General features: G+C 63.8%; 24 protein-coding genes, 1 tRNA gene and 1 pseudogene. 17 read left to right on the plus strand and 9 right to left on the minus strand.

Features of this window, described 5'->3' with window-relative positions; all coding sequences use genetic code 11:
• The first annotated feature begins 19 nt into the window (after window positions 1–19).
• Window positions 20–994 (plus strand): annotated as a pseudogene (locus BDD18_RS03275) (IS5 family transposase).
• A gap of 629 nt (window positions 995–1,623) precedes the next feature.
• Here the strand turns inward: BDD18_RS03275 and BDD18_RS03290 are convergent.
• Complete coding sequence (locus BDD18_RS03290; protein ID WP_142081327.1) at window positions 1,624–2,712, minus strand: IS5 family transposase; 1,089 nt, start codon at window positions 2,710–2,712, stop codon at window positions 1,624–1,626.
• Between BDD18_RS03290 and BDD18_RS22035 the strand changes: the two genes are divergently transcribed.
• A complete protein-coding gene (locus BDD18_RS22035) occupies window positions 2,702–2,860 on the plus strand; it encodes a hypothetical protein (RefSeq protein ID WP_170207370.1) in 159 nt (52 codons plus the stop codon). The two genes, BDD18_RS03290 and BDD18_RS22035, sit on opposite strands and share 11 nt — an antisense overlap.
• 36 nt (window positions 2,861–2,896) lie before the next feature.
• Here BDD18_RS22035 and BDD18_RS03295 read toward each other — a convergent pair.
• Window positions 2,897–4,098, minus strand: a protein-coding gene (locus BDD18_RS03295) for an IS3 family transposase (protein ID WP_142082499.1) whose coding sequence is annotated in 2 segments (ribosomal slippage) — window positions 2,897–3,831 and window positions 3,831–4,098 — 1,203 coding nt in all. Because the reading frame shifts where the segments join, the coding sequence is not laid out codon by codon here.
• Window positions 4,099–4,726: 628 nt separating this feature from the next.
• Here BDD18_RS03295 and BDD18_RS03300 point away from each other — a divergent pair.
• Together BDD18_RS03300 and galU are read left to right on the plus strand one after the other, a co-directional pair.
• Entirely contained in the window at window positions 4,727–7,624 is a 2,898-nt protein-coding gene (locus BDD18_RS03300; RefSeq protein ID WP_066782446.1) for a valine--tRNA ligase, read from the plus strand.
• A 97-nt stretch (window positions 7,625–7,721) separates the two neighbouring features.
• On the plus strand, window positions 7,722–8,609 hold the full coding sequence (galU, locus tag BDD18_RS03305) for a UTP--glucose-1-phosphate uridylyltransferase GalU (RefSeq protein WP_142081373.1): 888 nt from the start codon (window positions 7,722–7,724) through the stop codon (window positions 8,607–8,609).
• A gap of 132 nt (window positions 8,610–8,741) precedes the next feature.
• On the opposite strand, the gene BDD18_RS03310 is transcribed toward galU, so the two are convergent.
• From BDD18_RS03310 to cysM, 3 genes are all read right to left on the minus strand, one after another.
• The gene (locus BDD18_RS03310) at window positions 8,742–8,969 is read right to left on the minus strand and encodes a sulfurtransferase TusA family protein (RefSeq protein WP_044401862.1); all 228 of its coding nucleotides are present in this window, start codon (window positions 8,967–8,969) and stop codon (window positions 8,742–8,744) included.
• A 5-nt stretch (window positions 8,970–8,974) separates the two neighbouring features.
• Window positions 8,975–9,544 (minus strand): NUDIX hydrolase, encoded by a 570-nt coding sequence (locus BDD18_RS03315; RefSeq protein ID WP_142081375.1) that lies wholly within the window; start codon window positions 9,542–9,544, stop codon window positions 8,975–8,977.
• Window positions 9,545–9,658: 114 nt separating this feature from the next.
• A complete protein-coding gene (gene cysM / locus BDD18_RS03320; protein ID WP_044401809.1) occupies window positions 9,659–10,561 on the minus strand; it encodes a cysteine synthase CysM in 903 nt (300 codons plus the stop codon).
• Between the two features lie 41 nt (window positions 10,562–10,602).
• Between cysM and BDD18_RS03325 the strand changes: the two genes are divergently transcribed.
• The 4 genes from BDD18_RS03325 (at window position 10,603) to BDD18_RS03340 (ending at window position 13,036) form a co-directional block, all read left to right on the plus strand.
• Window positions 10,603–10,687, plus strand: a tRNA-Leu gene (locus BDD18_RS03325).
• Between the two features lie 482 nt (window positions 10,688–11,169).
• Window positions 11,170–12,171, plus strand: coding sequence for an IS1595-like element ISCsp2 family transposase (locus BDD18_RS03330; protein WP_142081377.1), 1,002 nt, complete (start codon window positions 11,170–11,172; stop codon window positions 12,169–12,171).
• A gap of 78 nt (window positions 12,172–12,249) precedes the next feature.
• Complete coding sequence (locus BDD18_RS03335; protein ID WP_142081379.1) at window positions 12,250–12,558, plus strand: 3-hydroxyacyl-CoA dehydrogenase family protein; 309 nt, start codon at window positions 12,250–12,252, stop codon at window positions 12,556–12,558.
• Between the two features lie 295 nt (window positions 12,559–12,853).
• Entirely contained in the window at window positions 12,854–13,036 is a 183-nt protein-coding gene (locus BDD18_RS03340) for a hypothetical protein (protein WP_082759319.1), read from the plus strand.
• 75 nt (window positions 13,037–13,111) lie between these two features.
• On the opposite strand, the gene BDD18_RS03345 is transcribed toward BDD18_RS03340, so the two are convergent.
• The 4 genes from BDD18_RS03345 to BDD18_RS03360 all read right to left on the minus strand — a co-directional run bounded on the left by BDD18_RS03345 (window position 13,112) and on the right by BDD18_RS03360 (window position 16,419).
• A complete protein-coding gene (locus tag BDD18_RS03345) occupies window positions 13,112–13,699 on the minus strand; it encodes a hypothetical protein (RefSeq protein ID WP_244938972.1) in 588 nt (195 codons plus the stop codon).
• A gap of 155 nt (window positions 13,700–13,854) precedes the next feature.
• On the minus strand, window positions 13,855–14,889 hold the full coding sequence (locus BDD18_RS03350) for an MlaD family protein (RefSeq protein ID WP_142081381.1): 1,035 nt from the start codon (window positions 14,887–14,889) through the stop codon (window positions 13,855–13,857).
• A 67-nt stretch (window positions 14,890–14,956) separates the two neighbouring features.
• Complete coding sequence (locus BDD18_RS03355; protein ID WP_142081383.1) at window positions 14,957–15,757, minus strand: MlaE family ABC transporter permease; 801 nt, start codon at window positions 15,755–15,757, stop codon at window positions 14,957–14,959.
• 194 nt (window positions 15,758–15,951) lie between these two features.
• Window positions 15,952–16,419 (minus strand): Cd(II)/Pb(II)-responsive transcriptional regulator, encoded by a 468-nt coding sequence (locus BDD18_RS03360; RefSeq protein WP_142081384.1) that lies wholly within the window; start codon window positions 16,417–16,419, stop codon window positions 15,952–15,954.
• A gap of 76 nt (window positions 16,420–16,495) precedes the next feature.
• Here BDD18_RS03360 and BDD18_RS03365 point away from each other — a divergent pair, with 76 nt between their 5' ends.
• The 9 genes from BDD18_RS03365 to BDD18_RS03405 all read left to right on the plus strand — a co-directional run bounded on the left by BDD18_RS03365 (window position 16,496) and on the right by BDD18_RS03405 (window position 22,681).
• Window positions 16,496–17,140, plus strand: a complete 645-nt coding sequence (locus BDD18_RS03365; RefSeq protein WP_066698503.1) for a cation efflux transmembrane domain-containing protein — start codon at window positions 16,496–16,498, stop codon at window positions 17,138–17,140.
• Between the two features lie 159 nt (window positions 17,141–17,299).
• Entirely contained in the window at window positions 17,300–17,935 is a 636-nt protein-coding gene (locus tag BDD18_RS03370; RefSeq protein ID WP_142081386.1) for a YitT family protein, read from the plus strand.
• Window positions 17,936–18,017: 82 nt separating this feature from the next.
• Window positions 18,018–18,410 (plus strand): hypothetical protein, encoded by a 393-nt coding sequence (locus BDD18_RS03375; RefSeq protein ID WP_142081389.1) that lies wholly within the window; start codon window positions 18,018–18,020, stop codon window positions 18,408–18,410.
• Between the two features lie 178 nt (window positions 18,411–18,588).
• Window positions 18,589–18,795 carry a hypothetical protein gene (locus tag BDD18_RS03380; RefSeq protein WP_338071779.1) on the plus strand — a complete coding sequence of 69 codons (207 nt, stop codon included), beginning with the start codon at window positions 18,589–18,591 and terminating at the stop codon, window positions 18,793–18,795.
• Between the two features lie 14 nt (window positions 18,796–18,809).
• The gene (locus tag BDD18_RS03385) at window positions 18,810–19,307 is read left to right on the plus strand and encodes a cupredoxin domain-containing protein (protein ID WP_142081390.1); all 498 of its coding nucleotides are present in this window, start codon (window positions 18,810–18,812) and stop codon (window positions 19,305–19,307) included.
• Between the two features lie 20 nt (window positions 19,308–19,327).
• On the plus strand, window positions 19,328–19,861 hold the full coding sequence (locus BDD18_RS03390; RefSeq protein ID WP_142081392.1) for a DUF411 domain-containing protein: 534 nt from the start codon (window positions 19,328–19,330) through the stop codon (window positions 19,859–19,861).
• On the plus strand, window positions 19,858–20,223 hold the full coding sequence (locus BDD18_RS03395; RefSeq protein WP_142081394.1) for a copper-binding protein: 366 nt from the start codon (window positions 19,858–19,860) through the stop codon (window positions 20,221–20,223). Before BDD18_RS03390 ends, BDD18_RS03395 begins: the two co-directional genes overlap by 4 nt.
• A 53-nt stretch (window positions 20,224–20,276) precedes the next feature.
• On the plus strand, window positions 20,277–21,284 hold the full coding sequence (locus BDD18_RS03400) for a P1 family peptidase (RefSeq protein ID WP_142081396.1): 1,008 nt from the start codon (window positions 20,277–20,279) through the stop codon (window positions 21,282–21,284).
• A gap of 74 nt (window positions 21,285–21,358) precedes the next feature.
• Complete coding sequence (locus tag BDD18_RS03405) at window positions 21,359–22,681, plus strand: TAXI family TRAP transporter solute-binding subunit (protein WP_142081398.1); 1,323 nt, start codon at window positions 21,359–21,361, stop codon at window positions 22,679–22,681.
• The last annotated feature ends 15 nt before the right edge of the window (window positions 22,682–22,696 follow it).

Genomic DNA, 22,696 nt, shown 5'->3' on the forward strand with positions numbered 1-22,696 from the left:
GGTCAAACGTTATCCGCAGATGAAGCAGCAGACCCTGGCAATGGCCGCAGATCAAGACAACGGATTCGAGCATTCGCGCAAACCCACCCGACGCGAAGAGTTCTTGCGGACCATGGAGACAATAGTGCCATGGGCCGCTCTGTGCCAGGTGATAGAGCCGCACTACCCCAAAGCAGGCAACGGCCGCCCGCCCATTGGCCTTGAGCGCATGCTGCGCATCCATTTTCTTCAGCACTGGTTCAACCTGGCCGATCTGGCGTGCGAGGAGGCTCTGTATGACAGTGCCAGTCTGCGCCGCTTTGTGGGGATTGACCTGGGCCGCGAACGCGTGCCCGACGCCACCACGCTGCTGAAGTTTCGCAAACTGCTCCATGAGCACAAACTGGGCGAAGCCCTGTTTGCCAAGGTAGGCCAGCAATTGCAGGAGCGCGGCTTCAAGGTCAACACCGGCACCATCGTGGATGCCACCATCATCGCCGCGCCCAGTTCTACCAAGAACGCCGACAAGGCGCGCGACCCCGACATGCACCAGACCCGCAAAGGCCAGCAATGGTATTTCGGCATGAAGCTGCACATTGGGGTGGACAGCCAAAGCGGGCTGGCGCACAGCGCCGTGGTGACGGCGGCCAACGTGCACGACAAACACCCACTGCCCGATCTGCTGCATGGCAATGAGCGACGCGTGTACGGCGACTCGGCCTATGCCAGCCAGAAAACACTGATAGCGAGCTAAGCCCCCAGGGCCAAGGACTTCACCAACCAGCGCACCCGCCGTGCGGGCGAGGTGGACGAAGTTCAGCGGGCCAAGAACCGCAACAAGTCACGGGTGCGCGCTCGGGTCGAGCATGTCTTTGCGGTGGTAAAGCGCCTGTGGGGATTCACCAAGGTGCGCTATCGCGGGCTGCAAAAGAACGCCACGCGTGCGTTCACGGCCTTGGCGCTGGCCAACATCTACCTCGCCCGCGGGCGCTTGCTGGGACAGGTGCGCCCGTAAGGGTGGAAATCGGGCCTCAAGGCCCTGCGAACGGCCCAAATGGGCGGCGCAAGAGGCCACAAAATCCAAAAAATGGCGTCTTCCGCGTTCGCGCGGGAAATTTCGAGGGCTTGTTCAGCGTAGCCCTAAGTTCAAGATGAGACCTGCAGCAGTGCTCAGAGGGGCAAATCACCGCCCGGTGGCGGTTCTCAAGCGCAATCGCGTCGCCTTTTACGTGCTCGAGCCACGTCTGTTCGAAGCAATGATGGATGAACTCGCCGACCAAGAGCTCTACTGCAGGGCATCGAGTCGCTTGGTCAATCAGCTCCGCGCCATCGAGGTAGATATTGACGAGCTCTGAGCAAGCGAGGGTGAGGCTAGCCCCGGGATGGTTTAGTCAACTAAACGTTTTGGCGCCAATGGCCCGTCTGGCAGCTGACAGGCGGCACTTGCCTCCCTGGCGAGTTCAAGCTCATACTTGCCAATACAGGAGTACTTAACAGGCCGTTGAAAAAGTGGGCATCGAACGCATCAGGGACACTGTTTTCGAAGAAACGAGTGGCCCAGACGCGTCTGCGCAGCGATTGCACCGGCCAATCTGGCCTGTTTGCAGGCCATCTCGCCCATTTCGGGCGCACGTATCCCCGGGCTCACGCATGATGCGCGTCCCACCAGCCGCCGATGCTGCCCATGCGCACCAGGTTGTAGGTGGCAAAGCACAGCAGCGCCTGACCCGTGAGCTTGGCCTGACCGATGAGCTTGGTCTTGGCCAGACCACCCACGGTCTTGATCCAGCCAAAGGCCTCCTCAATGCGCTTGCGCACCTTCTGACTGGTCTTGTAGCCCTCGTGTCGGGTGATCCGGGCATCCACCGCCGAGTGCTTGTCCTTGGCCGCCACGTGCGGCGTGACCTTGAGCTTTCGGCAGCCCTTGATGAAGGCCTTGCTGTCGTAGCCCTTGTCGGCCCCGACCGTAGCCCGCTTGTTCTTGTTGTCCCGGCGCCCAAGCATCGCGAGCGCCGCCTCGCGCTCGGCGGTGCCGCTGGCATGGGTGATCTCCACGTCCACGATCAGACCGTTGCGGTTTTCCATGAGGATGTGCGCCATGTGGCACAGGCGAGCCTTGTCGCCCGCGCTCTTCTTGAACAGCCGGGCATCGGGGTCCGTGGTACTGGCGTGGGTGTCGTTGCAGCGCTGCTGTCCTTTGAAGTCCACCTCGGGATTGCGCCCCTCAGTCGGGGTTTGGTCGTCGTCCCGGCGCTTGAAACTTTTGTGCGAGGCCCAGGCCTCGATCAGCGTGCCGTCCACGCTGAAGTGTTCGTCGCTGGTCAACTTCGCCCAATCGGCGGTGTGCTTGACCCGCTCGAAGAAGGCGCGGGCCAAGTCTTCGTTGAAGAGCCGCTCGCGGTTGGCGCTGAAGGTGGAGTGGTCCCAGACCTTGTCCTCGATGTTCAGGCCCACGAACCAGCGGTACAGCAGGTTGTAGTTGACCGCTTCGACCAACTGGCGCTCGCTGCGGATGGAGAACAGGATCTGCAGCAGCAGGGCCTTGAGCAGCATCTCCGGCGGCACCGAGGGGCGGCCCCGGCGGGCGTACACCGCGTCGAACTCGCGGTTCATCGTCGCCAGCAGCGCATCGACTGCGGCGCGCAGTTTGCGCAGCGGGTGTGTCTGCGGCACGCGCTCTTCAAGGCTGATGTAGCTGAACATCGCCCCCTGGAAGTCTTGGTTGCCTCTCATCGTCCTCGTCTGGGTTGTTCGCCGATGGCTTCAGATCGTACTGGCCGACGCCAGCGTCGGCGGGGGATTTTTCAACGGCCTGTTAATGGTTGTTGGCGCACGTAAACATTTCGACCACGCCTTGCTTGAGCTCAAGCAAGCGAGCTGAGGTTGCCCCTGAATTTCGGAGCGCTTAGCCCGGGTTTCATGCGGCGTTCTTGCGCTGAGCCGCCAGCCAGCGTTGCTCGTATTGCATGGGGCTGAGATAGCCCAGCGCCGAATGCAGACGAGAGTGATTGTAGAAGGCCATCCAGTTCAGAATGGCTGTCCTGGCCTGCTCTCGGGTGGCAAACCTTTGCCCCAGCACGCAAGCCACCTTCAGATGGCCCCAGAAGCTCTCCGTGGGCGCGTTGTCCCAGCAGTTGCCCTTGCGGCTCATGGATGAACTGATACCCCAGGCCTTCATCGTGGTCTGGAACTCATGGCTGCAGTACTGGCTGCCGCGGTCGCTGTGGAAGATCAGCCCCTTGGCTGGCCTGCGGCGCCAGCAGGCCATCAGCAGCGCGTCTTTGACCAGGCTGGTCTGCATGTGCGGCTGCATGCTCCAGCCCACCACCTGGCGGCTGTGCAGGTCAAGCACCGCAGCCAGGTACAGCCACCCCTCATCGGTGGGGATGTAAGTGATGTCGCCGCTCCACAGCAGATTGGGCGCCTCGGGGTTGAAGCGCCGCTGCACGAGATCCGGAGCCACCGGCAGGTGGTGCTTGCTGTCGGTGGTAACGACGAACTTCTTCTTGGTGCGCGCCTTGATCCCGTGGCGCTGCATCAGCACGCGCACACGCTCTTTGCCCACGCGGATGCCCCTGGCCAACAGCTCCTTGTGCATGCGGGGCCAACCGTACTCGCCTTTGATCTCCGCGTGAATGGCACGTATGTGCGCCAGCAAGGCTTCGTCGCTCTGAAACCGGCTGGGGCAATGATCAGGTTCACCCTGACCTCGCTTCCAGTTGAAGTACCCGCTGGTGCTGATCTCCAGCACCTCGCACATCAGGCTCACAGGCCATGCCTTGCCGCTCATTTGCCGGACCCAAGCGTACTTTGCAGCACATCCTGCGCAAAGTACGCTGCGGCTTTTTTTGCGATGTCGCGCTCCATCTTCAGGCGAGCCACCTCGGCCCTCAAACGCGCAAGCTCCATCTGTTCGGCTGTGACCACCGGGGCCTTCTGGCTCGGCACAACACCGCCCAATTGCCCCTTGGCATCCAGGCGAACCCAGTTGGACACATTTGATGACGGGATGCCCAGCACCTTGGCCACCACCGCCCCAGACTGCCCGGCCTTGACCTGCCTGACAGCCTCCAGTTTGTACTCCAGGGTGTACTTGCCACGTACCTGCTTGTCGACCATTTCTTCGCTCCTTTCCAGCATTGTGGTCATGAGCTAAGAACTCCACTTTTCGGGGGCAACCTCAGGCGTTGGTCATATGCTCGTGCAGGCCAATGTCCTGCATCAGCAGGGGATGCTGCGTAAGGTGGTTGTTCGGCTTCCGTCACCATTGCCCCTGTCGACGACCGCTGTCGCTACTGGGCAAAAATCTGCCGCGCTGAGCAAGCGCTGCCTCACCCCACCAACGCGCTCCGCGCCGAAGACCTGCCAGGGCGCTACCTGCTGCGTGGCCAGGACGAATTGCTGCCAGGTGATGTGCTGTTTGAAGGCGAGGCCAGCTCACCTCGCGCCTTCAACGCTGCGTTGTAAGCCTTCCAGTTCGTTGTGCGGTACTTAACCCGACCCCAGCTCGTCTCTCTCATCTCCCGAGCCTACATCAGCTGCGACCGGCATTTGTGCAACAACGCCGTCGAGCGTTATCGAGCGCGCTTGCGAAGTCGTCGCCGCCCGCGTCGGCAAATCCTCCCGCCACGCCGCAGCTCCACGCACGCATCAGCGAAGCCGTGGCAGCCCTGCCTTAAAATGGCCGGCTAACCTTCCTGTCTCTGGACTCGGCCAACCAGGCCCTTTCCTGCACCAACTACCACCCATGAGCACGCCCCTGCAACAACCCGGCCTCGAAAGCCTGTCCAAGTCGTTTGAACCTGCTGCATTGGAAGCCCACTGGGGCCCTGAATGGGAAAAACGTGGATACGGCGCGGCGGGCCACCGCGGCACGGGCGCGCCAGTGGCGGGCGAGCCCGCTTTCTCCATCCAGCTGCCGCCCCCCAACGTGACGGGCACGCTGCACATGGGCCATGCGTTCAACCAGACGATCATGGACAGCCTCACGCGCTACCACCGCATGCGCGGCTTCAACACGGTGTGGGTGCCGGGCACTGACCACGCGGGCATCGCCACGCAGATCGTGGTGGAGCGCCAGCTGCAGGAGCAGGGCATCAGCCGCTACGACATGGGCCCCACCCCGCCCGAGGCGCGCAAGAACTTCGTGAGCAAGGTATGGGAGTGGAAGGAAAAGTCCGGCAACACCATCACCACGCAGATGCGCCGCATGGGCGACAGCGTGGACTGGAGCCGCGAATACTTCACCATGGACGACAAGCTGAGCGCCGTGGTGACCGACACCTTCGTGAAGCTGTACGAGCAGGGCCTGATCTACCGCGGCAAGCGCCTGGTGAACTGGGACCCGAAGCTGCAGTCCGCCGTGTCTGACCTGGAAGTGGAGAGCGAAGAAAAAGACGGCTCGCTGTGGCACATCGCCTACCCCCTGGCCGATGGATCGGGCAGCCTGACGGTAGCCACCACCCGGCCTGAGACCATGCTGGGCGACGTGGCGCTGATGGTGCACCCGGAGGACGCGCGTTACACGCACCTCATCGGCAAGATGGTCAACCTGCCGCTGTGTGACCGTCAGATCCCGGTGATTGCCGACGAGTACGTGGACAAGGAATTCGGCACCGGCGTGGTCAAGGTCACCCCCGCGCACGACCAGAACGACTACGCCGTGGGCCAGCGCCACAAGCTGCCCATGATCGTGGTGCTGACGCTGCAAGCCACCATCAACGAGAACGCGCCCGCAAAGTACCAGGGCATGGACCGCTTCGTGGCCCGCAAGGCCATCGTGGCCGACCTTGAAGCCATCGGTGCGCTGGTCGAGGTGAAGAAGCACAAGCTCATGGTGCCGATTTGCACCCGCACCGGCCAGGTCATCGAGCCCATGCTGACGGACCAATGGTTCGTGGCCATGAGCAAGGTGGGCGAAGGCGATGCCACCGGCAAGAGCATTGCGCAAAAGGCCATCGATGCGGTGGCCAGTGGCGAGGTGACCTTTGTGCCCGAAAACTGGGTGAACACGTACAACCAGTGGATGAACAACATCCAGGACTGGTGCATCAGCCGCCAGCTGTGGTGGGGCCACCAGATCCCGGCCTGGTACGACGAAGACGGCAACGTGATCGTGGCCCGCAACGAAGCCGAGGCCCAGGCCAAGGCGCCCGGCAAGACGCTGCGCCGCGATGAAGACGTGCTCGACACCTGGTACTCATCCGCCCTCGTGCCCTTCAGCACCATGGGCTGGCCCAACCAGGGCGACAGCGCCACCGACGACTTCAATCTGTACCTGCCCAGCAGCGTGCTGGTCACGGGCTACGACATCATCTTCTTCTGGGTCGCCCGGATGATCATGATGACCACGCACTTCACGGGCCGCGTGCCGTTCAAGCACGTGTACATCCACGGCCTGGTGCGCGACGCGCAGGGCAAGAAGATGTCCAAGTCCGAAGGCAACGTGCTCGACCCGGTGGACCTGATCGACGGCATTGCGCTGGAGCCGCTGCTGGACAAGCGCACCACCGGCCTGCGCAAGCCCGAGACTGCGCCCACCGTGCGCAAGAACACGCAAAAGGAATTCCCCGACGGCATTCCGGCCTATGGCGCCGATGCGTTGCGCTTTACGTTTGCCGCGCTGGCATCACTGGGCCGCAGCATCAACTTCGACAGCAAGCGCTGCGAGGGCTACCGCAACTTCTGCAACAAGCTCTGGAACGCCAGCCGCTTTGTGCTGATGAACTGCGAAGGCCAGGACTGCGGCCTGAAAGAGCACACCAAGGAAGAATGCCAGCCAGGTGGCCCCGCCCACGGCTACATGCAGTTCAGTCAGGCCGACCGCTGGATCACCTCGCTGCTGCAAAAGACCGAGGCCGAGGTGGCCAAGGGCTTTGAAGAGTACCGCCTGGACAACGTGGCCAACACGATCTATGACTTTGTCTGGAACGAGTACTGCGACTGGTACCTGGAAATTGCCAAGGTGCAGATCCAGAACGGCACCGAAGCGCAGCAGCGTGCCACGCGCCGCACGCTGATCCGCACGCTCGAAGCCATCCTGCGCCTGGCCCACCCCATCATCCCGTTCATCACCGAAGCCCTGTGGCAGGTGGTGGCGCCTGTGGCCGGCATCCCGGGCGAGTCGGTCAGCATTGCGCGCTACCCCCAGGCCCAGCCCGAGAAGATCGACGAGGCCGCGATTGCCCACATGGGCCGCGTGAAGGGCCTGGTGGACGCTTGCCGCGCATTGCGTGGCGAAATGAACGTGTCCCCGTCCACCCGCCTGCCGCTGTACACCGTGGGCGACACCGACCTCATGCGCGGCGTAGGCCCGGTGCTGCAGGCACTGGCCAAGCTCAGCGAGGTCAAGGTGTTTGACGACGAGGCCGCCTGGGCCGCTGCCGCGCAGGCAGCGCCTGTGGCCGTGGTGGGCGAAGCTCGGCTGGCGCTGTACATGGAGATTGACGTGGCCGCCGAGAAGGCCCGCTTGTCCAAGGAAATCGCCCGCATCGAAGGCGAAGTCGCCAAGGCCAACAACAAGCTCTCGAACGAAGCCTTTGTGGCCAAGGCCCCACCGGCCGTGATCGACCAGGAAAAGAAGCGCATCGCTGACTTCGGCGCCACGCTGACCCGCCTGCGCGACCAGCTGGGTCGCCTGGGCTGACAGAACAAAAGTGAAGGGCCGGGCAGCTCTGGCCTGACACTTGCATATCCACGACGACCACAACACCCCGAATCCCTGTCTTCACTCAAGGAGTCTCATGACTGTTGCCACCACCGTTCGCAAAGCCGTATTTCCCGTCGCTGGCCTGGGCACCCGTTTTCTGCCTGCCACCAAGGCGTCTCCGAAGGAAATGCTGCCCGTGGTTGACAAGCCGCTGATCCAGTACGCCGTGGGAGAGGCTTATGCCGCTGGCATCCGCCACATGATCTTTGTGACCGGCCGCAGCAAGCGCGCCATCGAAGACCATTTCGACACGGCATATGAGCTGGAGGCCGAACTCGAAGCCGCCGGCAAGAAGGAACTGCTGGCGCTGGTGCGCTCCATCCAGCCCGACGACATGGACTGCGCGTTCGTGCGCCAGCCCCGCTCGCTGGGCCTGGGCCACGCCGTGTTGTGCGCCGAGCCGCTGGTGGGCAAGGAACCCTTTGCCGTGCTGCTGGCCGACGACCTGATGGTGGGCCCCCCAGGCGGCCAGCCTGTGCTGGCCCAGATGGCCACCGCCTTCCGCCAGCAAGGCCGCTCGGTCATCGCAGTGCAGGAAGTGCCGGAAGACCAGGTCCACAAATACGGCATCGTGGCCGGCGAGCCCGCTGGCGGCCCGCTGATCCGCATTGAACGCATCGTGGAAAAGCCCAAGGCCGATGTCGCCCCCTCGCGCATGGGCGTGGCCGGCCGCTACATCCTCACGCCCGGCGTTTTCGACGAGATCCGCAACCAGCCACGCGGCGTGGGCGGCGAGATCCAGCTCACGGATGGCATTGCCCGCCTGATGCAGCACGAAGCCGTGTACGCCTTCCAGTACGAAGGCAAGCGCTACGACTGCGGCAGCAAAGAAGGCTTTCTGGAGGCCACGGTGGAACTGGCGTTGCAGCACCCACAAGTGGGCGCGACGTTCCGCAAATACCTCAAAGGGCTGAGCCTCTGAAGCTGAGCGCACGCCGTACGCGCATGACCAGCGTGCACGGCGAGCTATTCAATTGCGTTGGCCGGGGATGGGCTTCCCGGCGCCCAACGCACGGTTCGGAACTGCAGGCGCAACCGTGCACCGCACCCACCCTTAGCGGCGGCGCAGAACGTGGATGAACTCTTCACCCACGGTTTGCTGCTCCACCAGCTCATTGCCCGTTTGCTTGGCAAACGCCTGGAAGTCGCGCACCGACCCCACATCGGTGGCCAATACCTTCAAGAGCTGGCCGCTGGCCATTTCTGCCAAGGCCTTTTTGGCTTTGAGAATGGGCAAAGGGCAGTTCAAGCCCCGGGTGTCGATTTCTTTGTGTGTTTCCATGGTCATCAATCCTTGCTCGGCAGGCCCAGCCCACGGCGCCGCTCTGCATTTTCTTCTTCGGTAAAAAACACTGGCTCGTGCCCTCGGGCGCGCAGCCAGTCGGCCAATGCGTAGCCTGTGCCAGCGGGCCAGCATTTGAGTTTGTCCAGATCGTACAGGCGATAGTCCACCAGTTCAGGGGACAGCTTCACCTGGCCTGTTGCCACGACATGGTAGGCAATGATCACTTGGTTCATGCGCAAAAACTCGTAGGCTCCCACAAGTTTGGCACTCTGAACATCCAGGTTGGTTTCTTCCTTCACCTCGCGGGCAATGCCTTCCTGCGGCGACTCACCTGCCTCCATGAAGCCGGTGATCAATGCATACATTTTCTCTTGCCAGGCCGCATTGCGCGCCAGCAGGACCTGGCCATTCACCTCCACGATGGCAGCCAACACGGGCGTGGGGTTGTTCCAGTGCGTCCACCCGCAAGCAGGGCAGCGCAAGCGCGCCTTGTCACCCCCGTCTTCCAACTGGGTGATCCAGGCAAGGGCCGTGCCACAGTGGGTGCAGTAGCGGGTTTCATACTGGGTCATGGGTGCTTCCAAAAAGATAGCTGACTGCGCTTATCCATCAAGCGCCAGAGCCATATTTCATTCAAAATTCAAACCCCAGCGCACCAGGCCATATCAAGATGGCCTGAGCCTGCTTCAGGCAGGAAACACCCCTGTAGAGAGGTAGCGATCGCCCCGGTCACACACCACAAAGACGATGGTGGCGTCTTGCTCACGCAGCGCGATCTGCTGGGCTACCCAGCAAGCGCCAGCGGCAGAAATCCCCGCGAAAATGCCTTCCTCACGGGCCAGGCGGCGGCACATTTCCTCGGCATCGTCCTGGCTCACGTACACCAGCTCGTCCACCGCACGCGGGTCGTAAATCTTGGGCAGGTATTCCTGCGGCCACTTGCGAATGCCCGGAATGCGCGAGCCTTCCTGAGGCTGGGCTCCGATGATCTGGATGCCCGGATTTTTCTCCTTGAGGTAACGCGACACCCCCGAGATGGTTCCAGTGGTTCCCATCGCACTCACAAAGTGCGTGACGCGTCCGCCCGTCTGCTCCCAAATTTCAGGTCCCGTCGTTTCGTAGTGGATGCGGGGGTTGTCCTCATTGCCGAACTGGTCCAGCACCTTGCCCTCTCCGCGCTTTTGCATGGCCTCAGCCAAGTCGCGGGCGTGCTCCATGCCACCACTCTTGGGGGTCAGCACCAGCTCGGCACCAAAGGCCTTCATGGTCTGGGCCCGCTCAATCGACAAATCCTCAGGCATCACCAGCACCATGCGGTAGCCCTTAATGGCAGCAGCCATGGCCAGCGCAATGCCGGTGTTGCCCGACGTCGCTTCGATCAGCGTATCGCCCGGCCGAATGTCACCACGCTCCTCCGCACGGCGGATCATGGACAGCGCAGGCCGGTCCTTCACCGAGCCCGCAGGGTTGTTGCCTTCCAACTTGCCCAAAACCACATTGCCACGCGCCGCGTTTTCCTGCGCACCAATGCGCTGCAAGGCCACCAGTGGCGTGTTGCCAACCGCTTGTTCGATAGTTTGGTAATTCATGGTCACTACTGTGCCATAATTTGCGTCTTCACAAATTACCCGCCCGGGTGGTGAAATTGGTAGACGCAGGGGACTCAAAATCCCCCGCCGCAAGGCGTGCCGGTTCGATTCCGGCCCCGGGCACCATAGATAAGGCCGGAAGCTTCCACGAGCTTCCGGCCTTTTTCTTTTTCCGCGGCGAAATGGGCTTTGGATGGCACGCGACTGTGGTGCGCGAGTGTCAGGGGCACCACCACCTGAGGGCTTTGGCGCTGCCTCTCCCATCACCGTGCAGATCGGCGGCGCCCAACAGCCATACCCATCTGGTCACAAAGGTCAATGGCTCCAAGGCGGGTCCACTCCGCCGCCCAACAAGCTTCAGACATCGTGCTTTCAGCCACCTCGCCATGTGGCAGAGCGTAGCGAAAGCTGCGCCATGCCCATGCATCACACGGGTCTGTGCGAGGAAACTTCTGCCCAGATGGCAAAGCGCACCCATGGTGAGCGAGGCGATGAAACTGCTCACCCGGAGCGACGGAATAACTCACCCAGTGTGATTGAACTTTCATCAAAATACTGTATATTTAAAAGGGGTATCTATTTAGCTCCAGTGGCATCAGAATAGCTGGATGGAAACCCAGATGCTAACGCCAACTCCTGGACGGGACTACCCCCGCACCTGGAACGAATTTCTTGACTGGTTTGCCACCGAAGAGGCTTGCCAGGCGTTCCTGGAGAAGCTTCGGTGGCCCCAAGGCTTCGTCTGCCCGCGTTGCGGCAACGCTGGCGATGTGTACCGCGCCAGCCGCACCCGCCTGATGTGCCGCTCATGCCAGTACCAAGGCACAGTGACATCTGGAACCATCTTTGACAAGACGCGCACACCGCTGCGTGTCTGGCTGGCTGCAGCTTGGTACCTGACCAATCAGAAACAAGGCGTGAGCGCCCTGGGGCTGCAGCGCGTATTGGGTTTGGGGAGCTACCAGACCGCCTGGACCATGCTGCACCGGTTTCGACGTGCCATGGTCCGCCCGGGTCGGGACAAGCTCAAGGGGCTTGTGGAGGTGGATGAAACGTACCTGTCCATCACGGATCGCAAGAATCCCGCCACCCCTGCAGGGCGCAAGAGCAGTACCACCAAAGTGTTGATGGTCATGGCGGTGGAGATCGTGGAGCCCAAGGGGTTTGGGCGCATCCGGTTACGCCGCATTGACCGAGACGCCGCCACCCACGTAATCCCCTTTGTGCAGGAGGTGGTCGAGCCTGGAGCCCAGGTACGCACGGATGGTTCGGCGGCATACCGCGCTCTGGGAGAACTGGGTTACACCCACCAGCGCACCGTCATGCTCGGCTCAGGCGTACCTGCCCATGTCTCCATGGCGGGAGTGCACCGGGTCGCCTCACTGGTACAGCGCTGGGTGCTGGGAACACATCATGGCTCTGTACAGCCAGACCACCTGGACGCCTATCTCGATGAATTCGTGTTCCGTTTCAACCGGCGCACATCCAACTCACGCGGGATGCTGTTTTACCGCTTGCTGCAGCAAGCGGTGGTTACGCCGCCAGTGACGTATGGGGATGTCGTGAGCAAGAACACCGGGGAGAGCCAATCGGATACCATTGCTGGATGAAATCACAGTATCAACGGGGCTGCTGGAGCTAAATAGATACCCCTTATATTTAAACAGTATTTATCAAGGAGTTCGACCATGGAAGTGATTGATACGCTGTACACCGTCACCCTGCAAGACTGCCCCGATGAGGTGCCAGAGCGGGCGCGCGCGCAAGCCGAGGCACGTTATGCCAAGGCCTTGGAGCAGGCGCTTGGAGGTCCGGAAGAAGTGGCTGCCGCGCTGGACACGATGTCGGGGCTGGAGGGTGCTGCCGACGAAGATATTTCGCAAGCAGACCTGGAACTGGCAGCACGCTGGGCCAAGGCTTGCACCGCTGCGAGGCAGGCGGGATTTCGCGACCTGGGTGAAGCAGAGTGCATGTACTTTGATGTGCGCCTGTCCTGACGCGTGACATGGGCATGAAGGGTCTTGAGGAATGCGTTGCCGCTCCTGCAAGCCCCTTCCAGCGGGTCCATTCACCAACGGTGGGGGATGAACAGTAAGCAGGTGCGCATCCAGCCGCAGAGCTCAGATACAAATCGCGACAACGCGATGCCCCGATGCGAACTTGTCTGACACATGGAACTGCGGGCTTTTGGTGGAATCTCACCCACTGGCTATTGAGGCCAGAGTGGGATGGACCATTGAGGCCCCCGCGTCCCCAATCAACGGTGTTCACACCCTTTGAAGGAGCAACGCCATGACATCCAGTCACCTCTCTTCGCAAGCCGTTGCTTTGCTGGCATTTGTTGCCACGGTGACTTTGGCACTCGTGGCAGCCCTGGTGGGCTCCGCGCCCGATTGGGTTGTGCAGTCGGCAGACTCTCTGCCGCTGCTCCCTGGGCAACTGGACATGCTTTTACCTGTAGAACCTGCACGCTGAGTGGCTAACACAGCGCTGTGCAGACCACCGCTTACACGCTGAGCTGAAGCCGCAGATCCCCTGGGCTTGATGCCTTCAAGGAGCCATCAGAGCCAATCGCCTGCGGGCTTGCGCTGCGGCTTCTGCGTCCCCTGCGACCTGGGCCAGATCAGCCTGCACGGTCAGCCATGCCATCAGGGGGCGTCGCCAGCCCTGGGCTGAAGCGGTGTCTACGGCCACGGCAGCCACTTCGCGCCCGGCCTGCCCTGCACGGAACAAGGTGCCAGCGGCCACCAGGCGCGAGAGGGGATCTTCCACCCCCTTGAGCACGGCCGCAGCGTTGGCAGCACTCGACTGCGCCAAGGCGGTAGCCACCGGGCGCTGCGCAGGCGGCAACAAAGCCAGTTCATCAGCTGCCAAGGGGCGGCCCAGCAGGTAATTGGCATAGGCTTTTTCAGGGCCTGCGGCATCCTGCTGCAGGGCCTCAAAGGGCGGGCAAGCTTGCGTCAGCGCCAAGCTGGCTGCCTGCGCCGCACAGCGCAACAGTTCTGCCCGGGCCACCAGGTCCAGCCGGCCAGTGCTGGCGAGCTCTCGGCGTACACGTGTCCATTCCTGCCCCTCTACCCGGCTGTTGCCTGTCAGGTAGGCCTGCAAGGCCTTTTCGGTGGAGCCGTGCGCATTCATCTGCCAGTCTGGGATGGCGGGCTTGCTGGAACAAGCTGCCAGGGCAGTGCATACCAGCAGCGGGGCCCAAACGGTGCGCAGGCGGGGCGCAGACGGGCTGGAAGGCGGGCATATCCAGCGGGGCCAGGCAGTCAGAAAAAAACAAGTGCGCTGTGTCATGGCAGTCGGATTTCGGTGTCGCGCGCAAAAGGCCATTTGCGCTGGATTTCGTTCACCAGGCTTTCCACCTTGCGCAGGTTGCTTTCCACATCGGCGCGCAAGGCGCCCAGGTCGGTGGTGGCTTCGCGGGTGTTGGCGCCGATGGCCTGAGCCTCCACCAGCACCGCATCCACCTTCTTGAGGCTGTTGCGCGTCTCGGCCAGCAAGGCATTGAGCTGCCCGACCGAGGCCCGCAGGTCAGGCACCAGCGCGTCTTTGCCGTTTTCACCAAACACCTGGCGATCGGCCTGCTTGGCCAGGCCATCCAGGCGCGCCAGCAGGGTGTTGGTGCGCTCCAGCGTGGTGATGATTTTTCGGGCATCGGCTTCGTTGCCCATCAGCACGCCCAGGGCGCCACCGGGGCCGTTCAGCCGCTGGGTCAGGGCCTGCACGTTGGTCAAGCTGCTGCCCAGGGCCGCGTCTTGCGCGGTGAGGGCATTGAGGTTGCCCAACAGTTCACGGGCAGATGCCATCAACTGCGGAATCTCGGCCGTGGCATCACCGCGCAGCACGGGGCGCACGGCACCGGCAGGCAGCGGTGGGTCGGTCAGGATGCCGCTGTACGCGCGGATGTTGGTGCCCCCCACCACGCCGCGCACCAGCGTGAACACGCTGGACTCGCGCAGCCAGTGCGCATCTTTCTGGGCCACATCCACCACGATGCGGGCGTTGCCGGTTTCGGCCAGTTCAATGCGGCGCACGCGGCCGATGGGAAAGCCCGAGAACGTCATGTCCATGCCCACCACCACGCCTTCGGAATCATCGGCAGTGAGCACCAGGGTTTGCGTGGGCTCGAACGCGCCCCGCGCATACAGCAGGTACAGGCCGGACCCCACGATCAACGCCAGCGTGAACAGCAGCAGCATCGCGGCCTTCAGCTCCAGATAGGCCACGGGGCGCAGGGATTCCACATGCGCAGCATCGGCAGCGATGGGCGTGCCCGCCGGATCGGGTGGTGCAGCAGAGGGGGGCGGGGGTACGGAAGGGTTCATGGCAAACAATCTGTACGGCCCCAACGGGCCGGGGATGGTGGGGGCATGGTCTGGTTCAGGGGCCGCATCAGTAGTAGTTCCCCACCAGCGAGCCGATTTCGATCAGCAGCAACACAGCAAACATGCGCGCCAGCCCGCCCAGCTCTGAATCGGGCTGGGTGCGCTCGCCCGTGTCGTACAACCCGGCGGCCATGGGGATGAGCGCCACCGCCAGGCTGAACAGCACGGTTTTGATGACGAAGACCAGCGTGACCGCAGGCGCAAACACATGCCCAAACATGCGCGTGTAGCTGGGCAGGCCCGCCAGGCTGAAGCCATACACGCCGAGGTAAGCCAACACCAGGGCGACCACGCAGCTCAACGCCGCCAGGGTGATACAGGCAAACACGCCCGCTACGGCGCGGGGCAGCAGTTCCACACGAATGGGGTCAGCCCCCGCATTGCTCAGGCGGGCCAGGTGGCCAGACTGGCGCAGCAGCGCCAGCTGCGTGCCGTTGGGTATGGTGCAGCGCATGGCAACGAACAGCGCAGCCGTCAAAGGGATCAGCTCCAGCACCAGCACGCGGATCACCATCTCCAGCGCGTAGCGCGACAAGCCATAGCTGATGGCCGTGACGACCACGATGCGCGTGAGCACCAGGCTGATGAGCGCTGCCAGCACGGTAAAACCCAGCAGCACGGGGGCAGTGTCCAGGTACAGATGGCGTGCCAGAGCGCGCCGGGTGACCTTGCCATAACTGGACGGCGACAGCACCAGCACACACACCACGGCACCCAGGTACAAGATGCGCCACCAGGCCAGCGCCCAGCGCCGCACCACGCCCCAGGCGAGTTCGGGCAGGGAAAGGCCGGGCAAGCGCGAAATCATGGCTGGATCATAGCGGTGCACCGGGCCACACCGTGTTTCAGGCAGGGGGCGATGACATCAAACGTTTTTGGCCTCCAGCGCTTACCCATCAAGCGCTCCCAGCTATCAAAACAGAAGCACACAAAGCACTTTGAAACATGCGCATGGCGCGCCGCCTGCCCTGGCTGTTGGCAAAGTTGCCGTCACGCCTCGCATCACACATGGCGCTTGCCAGCCGCGGGCCCCGGCGCAATGGGTGCATTGCTTTGCGCATCGGCCCGCTGGTGCAGGGCTTCGATGATGTGGCACTGCGCGTCCGAACCATCACAGCGGCTGCGCAGGGCCATCAGATCAGCCTCCAGCGCCTGCAACTCTGCCAGGCGTGCGCGCACATGCCGCAGGTGCTCGTCCAGGGTGTCGCAGGCGGCGTGGCAGTCTTCCTTGCGCGTCAGGTCCAGCGCCAGCAGGGTGCGCACCTCGTCCAGCGACATGTCCATGGCGCGGCACAGGCGCACAAAGCGCAGCCGGTGCACATCGGCGGCGCTGTAAAGTCGGTAACTGTTGTCACCCCGGGCGCCGGGCGGCAGCAGGCCCTCTTTTTCGTAGTAACGGATGTTGGCGGGCGACACGCCCGACTGCCGGGCGGCCTCGCCAATGCGGTGCACTGCAACGTCATCAATCATGGGGCTTGACCTTCAAGTGGCTTCAAGGTTTCCAATGATGCCATTGCAACCCGAACCTCTGTTCAGAAAGACCACCATGTCTGCCCAGTGCACCGACCATTGCCACACCCCCACCGCCAGCGCAGACCCGCGCTACCGGCGCATTCTGTGGATCGCCCTGCTCGTCAACGCCGCCATGTTTGTGGTGGAGCTGGGCGCGGGGCTGAGTTCAGGCTCCGCCTCCCTGCTGGCCGACGCCATCGATTTTCTCGGCGATGCGGCCAACTACGGCGTATCGCTCCTAGTGCTGGCCATGGCGCTGCAGTGGCGCGCCCGGGCAGCGCTGCTCAAAGGCGCCAGCATGCTGGCCTTCGGGGTGTTTGTGATTGGCCGGGTGGCCTGGGGCGCATGGCAGGGCATCACGCCCGAGGCGCTCACCATGGGCTCGGTCGGCCTGCTGGCACTGGCTGCCAACGTGGGCGTGGCCCTGCTGCTGTACGCCTGGCGCGATGGCGACGCCAACATGCGCGGCGTGTGGCTGTGCACCCGCAACGATGCGTTGAGCAACGTGGCCGTGATGCTGGCCGCGCTGGGGGTGTTTGGCACGGGCCGCAGCTGGCCCGACCTGGTGGTGGCCGGTGTGATGGCGGCCCTGGCCATCTCTGGCGGGTGGAGCGTGGTGCGCCAGGCCCGCCAGGAGCTGGCCCATGCTTCGAAGGAAAATCAGCCGCAGGCGCTTTAACCACAAGCGCAAGAAGCTATAAAATCAATAGCAAATAAGCATTGAATCAGCAAGCTGCCCAGGTGGCACACAGCGCCTGCTTGCTGGTTTTTTGACGCACCACAAGCCCAGGCATGGGGCTTGCATGGTTCAATCCGCCCTCGTTTCCCGCTTTCAGCCATGTCCCGCACCTCCGCCGCCCCCGCTGTTCCGCCCCCCGTGGCGGTGCCCCACACCCTCACTGAAGACGCCGTGGCGATCTTCACCGGGGTGCTGCTGATTTCGGTGGGCGTGGCGTTTTTCACCAATGCGGGCTTGCTGACCGGCGGCACGGCGGGGCTGGCGTTCTTGCTGCACTACGCCACGGGCATCGGCTTCGGCAAGATTTTCTTCGTGCTGAACCTGCCCTTTTACTGGCTGGCGCTGCGCAAGCTGGGCCGGGCCTTCACGCTCAAAACCTTCATCGCCGTGCTGCTGCTGTCGGTGCTGACGGAGGCGCAATCGCAGTTCCTGCAGTTCGCGCAGTTGCAGCCGGTGTATGCCGCCGTGGCGGGCGGGCTCATCACCGGCACGGGGTTTCTGGTGCTGTTTCGCCACCGTTGCAGCCTGGGGGGCGTGGGCATTCTGGCGCTGTACCTGCAAGACCGCTACGGCTGGCGCGCTGGCAAGGTGCAGATGGCGTTGGACTGCGCCATCGTGCTGCTGGCACTGTGGACGGTGGAGCCCCTGCGCGTGGCATGGTCGGTAGCCGGTGCCGTGGCGCTGAACCTGGTGCTGGCCATGAACCACCGCCCTGGGCGCTACATGGCGGTGTAAGAACCTTTGGCAGCCTTGCAAGGCCAGGCACTGAATTCCCCAGCGCGGGAACCTTAGCCCACCTGGCCGTATCATTCCCGGCATGCGTCGCGGCCTGTTTTTCGTCCTCATGGTGGTGCTGGTCCTTCGGGGCCTCACGGGCACCGCCATGGCTGCGGGGGTGCTACCGCCCCTGGCGCTGACGCAAGCCACCGCAGCGCACCAGCACGAAGCTGCTCAGCACAAGACCCACGACGACGCCAGCCACCACAGCACCGCTGCAGACCTGGGCAACCATTGCGCAGACGCATCTGCCGAATGCCACCCGCACGAGCACGCCACCTGCTCGGCCTGTGAGATTTGCCATTCAGCCATGCTCGCCGCGCCTGGCGTTTCCCCGAATGTGCCCCGGCTGCCCGGCGCGCACCTGCGCCATACCCCCGCGCCCTTGCACAACGCCCCTGCGGCGTTGCTGATCAAACCGCCCATCGCCTGATCTCCGACGCCCGAAGTGCGTCTGCCGTGGCCCTGCTGTCAGCCAGCCGGGCTTGCTTCGCAGCGCCAATGCCTTTGTTCGTTGTCTGGAGACCGCCATGCGCGCCCCTGATTTATCGCCTCTTTTTGCGCCAGCCCTGCCGCGCATTTCGCCCCCACTGCGCCGATGGACTGCCTGCATGTTCACCACCCTCAAGGTGCGCGCCAACCAGCCGGCGGGCGACTACCGCGACCCCGGCGACTACGCCCAGCCCGCAGGCACACAGGCCTACGAATGGCAAGGCGCCCCCGCCCACACCCCACGCCCCGCGCGTGCCGACACCCCCGGCACAGTGCCCGGCGCGGCCACCGCCCGCAAGCCCGCTGCCAGCAGCCACCAACATTGAACCCTGAACACACCATGAAAACTATCAAATTAATAGCTGCCTGCGCTTTATTCATGGGCGCTACAGCCACTTTTGGCCATGAAAATATGCCCCATGCCGCCAAACCAGCGGACGTGGTGAAAGAGCAAAAAGCGTGGGGCATTGCCGGCGACGCCAAGGCCGTGACCCGCACCATCACCCTGCGCATGGGCGACGACATGCGCTTTGCCCCAAGCCATATCGAAGTGCGCGAGGGCGAAACCGTGCGCCTGCGGGCCCAGAACCAGGGCAAGGTGATGCACGAAATCGTCATCGGCACCAAGGCCGAGCTGGACCAGCACGCCGAGATGATGGCGAAGCACCCTGGCATGGAGCACGACGAGCCGTACATGGCCCACGTCAAACCCGGCCAGCGCGGCGACATCGTGTGGCACTTCAACCGCCCAGGCACTTTTGACTTTGCCTGCCTGATCGCGGGCCACTACCAGGCGGGCATGACCGGCACCATCACCGTGCTGCCCCGCGCCCATTGAATAATCCCCCGGAGATCCTCATGCAACCCATCAGTACCCCCTCCCGCACTGCTCCTACCCTCAGCCGCCGCCAGTGGCTGACCACCGCGCTGACGCTGCTCGGCGCAGGCGCGGTGGCGGCCCTGGCCCCATCCCTGGCACGCGCTGCCGGGTCTGCCCCCACACCGGTCGAAGTGTGGAAAGACCCCAACTGCGGCTGCTGCAAGGATTGGGTGGACCACATGCAGGCCAATGGATTCAAGGTGACCGTGCACGAAACCGGTAACAACGCCGTGCGCGCACGGCTGGGCCTGCCGCAAAAGCTGGGCTCGTGCCACACCGCCCTGGTGGGCGGCTACGTGGTGGAAGGCCATGTGCCCGCCAGCGATGTGCGCGCCCTGCTGCAGCAAAAGCCCAAGGCTCTGGGCATTACCGTGCCCGGCATGCCCGTAGGCTCGCCCGGCATGGACGGCGCCGTGTATGGCGACCGCCGCGACCCCTACGACGTGCTGCTGGTGGCGCACGACGGCAGCACCCGTGTTTTCAAGAGCTACAACAAAAAGGCGTCCACATGACCTCCTTCCCCAAATCCCTCCCGCAGTGGTTTGCACTGTTTGCCGCAGCCCTGCTCACCAGCGCCCCCGCATGGGCACAGGCTCCCGCCTCTGACAGCCACGCGGCGCATCACACAGCTGCCGCCAACGCACAGCAGGCCGACTTGAGCGAAGGCGAGGTCACCCGGGTAGACGTTGCCGCCCTCAAAGTCACGCTGCGCCATGGCGAGCTCAAGAACCTCAACATGCCGCCCATGACCATGGTGTTCCGTGTGCAGGACGCCGCCCTGCTCGCGCCGCTCAAGGCGGGCGACAAGGTGCGCTTTCGGGCAGAGCAGGTCAAGGGCGCTTACTACGCCACACGCATCGAAAAGGCCCAGTGAATGGCTGCGGCGGTAAGGTGCAGGTAGAAACGGGGCCACCATAATCAGGCCCCATGAACGCCCCCTTCCCCGCTGGCGACGCCGGCAGCATCACCCGCGTGGCTGGCATTGAAGTCGGCCATTTCACCGACACCCGCCGGCCCACCGGCTGCACCGTGGTCATGGCGCGCGAGGGCGCTGTGGCCGGGGTGGACGTGCGCGGCGCCGCTCCCGGCACACGCGAAACCGACCTGCTGCACCCCTCCAACCTGGTGGACAAGGTGCACGCCATCATGCTCGCTGGCGGCAGCGCCTGGGGCCTGGAAGCCGCCACGGGTGCGGTGCGCTGGCTGGAAGAGCGCGGTGTGGGCCTGGATGTGGCCGTGGGCCGCCTGCCCATCGTGCCTGCGGCGGTGCTGTTTGACCTGCTGGTGGGCGACATGCGCATTCGCCCCGATGCCGCAGCGGGCTACGCCGCGTGCGCCGCAGCGTCTGGCGCCGACCCCACCGAAGGCAATGTGGGCGCTGGGGCAGGTGCCGTGGTGGGCAAGGTCTTTGGCATCCAGCACGCCATGAAGGGCGGCGTGGGCACTGCGTCCATCACGGTGGACGGGGTCACGGTGGGAGCCTTGATCGCCTGCAACGCCCTGGGCGATGTGATCGACCCCGACACCGGCCATGTGATGGCCGGCGCACGCACCGACGATGGCCAGGGAATGCGCGACACGCGCCGCGCCCTGCTGCGCGGCCAGCCACCCCAGCCCTTGCTGGCGGGCACCAACACCACCATCGGCGTCGTGGCCACCGATGCCATCCTGACCAAAGTGCAGGCGCACCGTCTGGCCATTGCCGCGCACGACGGGCTGGCACGCAGCATCAACCCCGTGCACACCATGTCGGACGGCGACACCCTGTTCAGCCTGGGCACGGGCCGTGCGGGCAAAAGTCTGGGCATGATGGTGCTGGCCACCATGGCGGCCGAAGCCACCGCACGCGCCACCGTCCGGGCAGTGCAGGCGGCACGTTCTGTCACCACCGCAGACGGCCTGTACCTGCCAGCCATGGCAGACTTGCGCAGCTGATTCTGCGGCGGGCACCAGCCGGTGCACCGCCTGCTTTCTTTTTTCCATGGGTGCCCCCCGTTATGTCCCCCCGCATGTCCAAGGCACTGCGCTCTGCGTTGCTGTCGTTTCGTGATCTGGTCCTGTCTGCTGGGCCCCTGGCCTTCCTGGCGGTGGGCCTGTTGGTGCTGGCCTATTGGTGGCTCAACCCCACCCCGCCCAAATCGGTCACGCTGGCCACCGGCCCGGCCCAAAGCGCCTACGAAGAATTTGGCAAGCGCTACCAGAAAGCGCTGGCGGCCGAGGGCATCGAAGTGCGGTTGCTGCCCAGCGATGGCTCGTCGGCCAATCTGCAGTTGCTGCGAGATGGCCAGGCAGACCTGGCATTTGTGCAAGGCGGCACGGCCGAGCTGCTGCCGGACGACCCGGAAAACCTGGTGTCACTGGGCAGCCTATTTGTGGAGCCGGTGTGGGTGTTCTACCGCACCGAAGCCGCCCAGCGCATGCACGAGCGCCCCCGGCTGGACGGGCTGCGGCAATTGCGCGGGATGCGGGTGAATGTGGGTTCGGAAGGCAGTGGCGTACCTTGGCTCATGAACCAGTTGCTGGAAGCCAACCGGCTGGAGGCGGGTGCCGTGACCATGACCCGGCTGGACGAAACGCCTGCCACTGTCGCCTTCCTAGCGGGCAAGCTGGACGCACTGGTGTTTGCCTCGGCCCCCGAATCGCTGATGGTGCAGATGCTGCTGCAAACCCCCGGCGTGCAGTTGCTCGACATTGCCCAGCACGAGGCCTACGCGCGGCGGTTCCCCTTCCTCTCCCCGGTCACCCTGCCCCGGGGGGTGGTGGACCTGGCCAGCAACGTGCCAGCGCGGGACGTGCGCATGGTGGCATCCACCACCTCGCTGCTGGCGCGGGAATCCACACACCCGGCCTTGCTCACGCTGTTTGCGCAGCGCGCCCAGCAGGTGCACAGCACCGCGGGCTGGTTCAACCGTGCGCGTGAGTTTCCCAACATGCGCAACAGCGAACTTCCCATCGCCAAAGAGGGCGAGCGGGCCATGAACGAACCGGTGCCCATGCTGCAGCGCTACCTGCCGTTCTGGCTGGCCAATCTGATCGAGCGGATGTGGCTGGTGCTGGGGATTTTGCTGGCAGCCCTGCTGCCCCTGTCCCGGGTCGTGCCGCCGCTGTACCAGTTCCGGGTGCGCTCGCGCATTTTCCGCTGGTACGGCCGCCTGCGCGAGATCGAAGACACGGTGGAGTCTGAGCCAGACAAGGCCCCGCAAATGCTGCAGGCGCTCGATGCGCTGGAAGCCCAGGTTGAAAAGGTGACCGTGCCGCTGTCATACGCCGACGAGTTGTACGCCTTGCGCAACCACATTCACCTGATCCGCAAGAAGCTCATGCGGCCCTGAGGGCTTGGCCTGACT

This window comes from Acidovorax temperans, from assembly GCF_006716905.1.
In the GTDB taxonomy this organism is placed as follows: domain Bacteria; phylum Pseudomonadota; class Gammaproteobacteria; order Burkholderiales; family Burkholderiaceae_C; genus Acidovorax; species Acidovorax temperans.

What these genes read in the sequence shown, in the direction of transcription:
- BDD18_RS03375 (WP_142081389.1), top strand. Translation starts at nt 18,018, where the DNA reads ATGCGTCGCGGCCTGTTTTTCGTCCTCATGGTGGTGCTGGTCCTTCGG.
- BDD18_RS03330 (WP_142081377.1), top strand. Translation starts at nt 11,170, where the DNA reads ATGGAAACCCAGATGCTAACGCCAACTCCTGGACGGGACTACCCCCGC.
- BDD18_RS03395 (WP_142081394.1), top strand. Translation starts at nt 19,858, where the DNA reads ATGACCTCCTTCCCCAAATCCCTCCCGCAGTGGTTTGCACTGTTTGCC.
- BDD18_RS03400 (WP_142081396.1), top strand. Translation starts at nt 20,277, where the DNA reads ATGAACGCCCCCTTCCCCGCTGGCGACGCCGGCAGCATCACCCGCGTG.
- galU (WP_142081373.1), top strand. Translation starts at nt 7,722, where the DNA reads ATGACTGTTGCCACCACCGTTCGCAAAGCCGTATTTCCCGTCGCTGGC.
- BDD18_RS03405 (WP_142081398.1), top strand. Translation starts at nt 21,359, where the DNA reads ATGTCCAAGGCACTGCGCTCTGCGTTGCTGTCGTTTCGTGATCTGGTC.
- BDD18_RS03390 (WP_142081392.1), top strand. Translation starts at nt 19,328, where the DNA reads ATGCAACCCATCAGTACCCCCTCCCGCACTGCTCCTACCCTCAGCCGC.
- BDD18_RS03360 (WP_142081384.1), bottom strand. Translation starts at nt 16,419, where the DNA reads ATGATTGATGACGTTGCAGTGCACCGCATTGGCGAGGCCGCCCGGCAG.
- BDD18_RS03340 (WP_082759319.1), top strand. Translation starts at nt 12,854, where the DNA reads ATGACATCCAGTCACCTCTCTTCGCAAGCCGTTGCTTTGCTGGCATTT.
- cysM (WP_044401809.1), bottom strand. Translation starts at nt 10,561, where the DNA reads ATGAATTACCAAACTATCGAACAAGCGGTTGGCAACACGCCACTGGTG.
- BDD18_RS03385 (WP_142081390.1), top strand. Translation starts at nt 18,810, where the DNA reads ATGAAAACTATCAAATTAATAGCTGCCTGCGCTTTATTCATGGGCGCT.
- BDD18_RS03350 (WP_142081381.1), bottom strand. Translation starts at nt 14,889, where the DNA reads ATGAACCCTTCCGTACCCCCGCCCCCCTCTGCTGCACCACCCGATCCG.
- BDD18_RS03315 (WP_142081375.1), bottom strand. Translation starts at nt 9,544, where the DNA reads ATGACCCAGTATGAAACCCGCTACTGCACCCACTGTGGCACGGCCCTT.
- BDD18_RS03310 (WP_044401862.1), bottom strand. Translation starts at nt 8,969, where the DNA reads ATGGAAACACACAAAGAAATCGACACCCGGGGCTTGAACTGCCCTTTG.
- BDD18_RS03300 (WP_066782446.1), top strand. Translation starts at nt 4,727, where the DNA reads ATGAGCACGCCCCTGCAACAACCCGGCCTCGAAAGCCTGTCCAAGTCG.
- BDD18_RS03345 (WP_244938972.1), bottom strand. Translation starts at nt 13,699, where the DNA reads ATGAATGCGCACGGCTCCACCGAAAAGGCCTTGCAGGCCTACCTGACA.
- BDD18_RS03355 (WP_142081383.1), bottom strand. Translation starts at nt 15,757, where the DNA reads ATGATTTCGCGCTTGCCCGGCCTTTCCCTGCCCGAACTCGCCTGGGGC.
- BDD18_RS03290 (WP_142081327.1), bottom strand. Translation starts at nt 2,712, where the DNA reads ATGAGAGGCAACCAAGACTTCCAGGGGGCGATGTTCAGCTACATCAGC.
- BDD18_RS03365 (WP_066698503.1), top strand. Translation starts at nt 16,496, where the DNA reads ATGTCTGCCCAGTGCACCGACCATTGCCACACCCCCACCGCCAGCGCA.
- BDD18_RS03335 (WP_142081379.1), top strand. Translation starts at nt 12,250, where the DNA reads ATGGAAGTGATTGATACGCTGTACACCGTCACCCTGCAAGACTGCCCC.
- BDD18_RS03370 (WP_142081386.1), top strand. Translation starts at nt 17,300, where the DNA reads ATGTCCCGCACCTCCGCCGCCCCCGCTGTTCCGCCCCCCGTGGCGGTG.
- BDD18_RS03380 (WP_338071779.1), top strand. Translation starts at nt 18,589, where the DNA reads ATGTTCACCACCCTCAAGGTGCGCGCCAACCAGCCGGCGGGCGACTAC.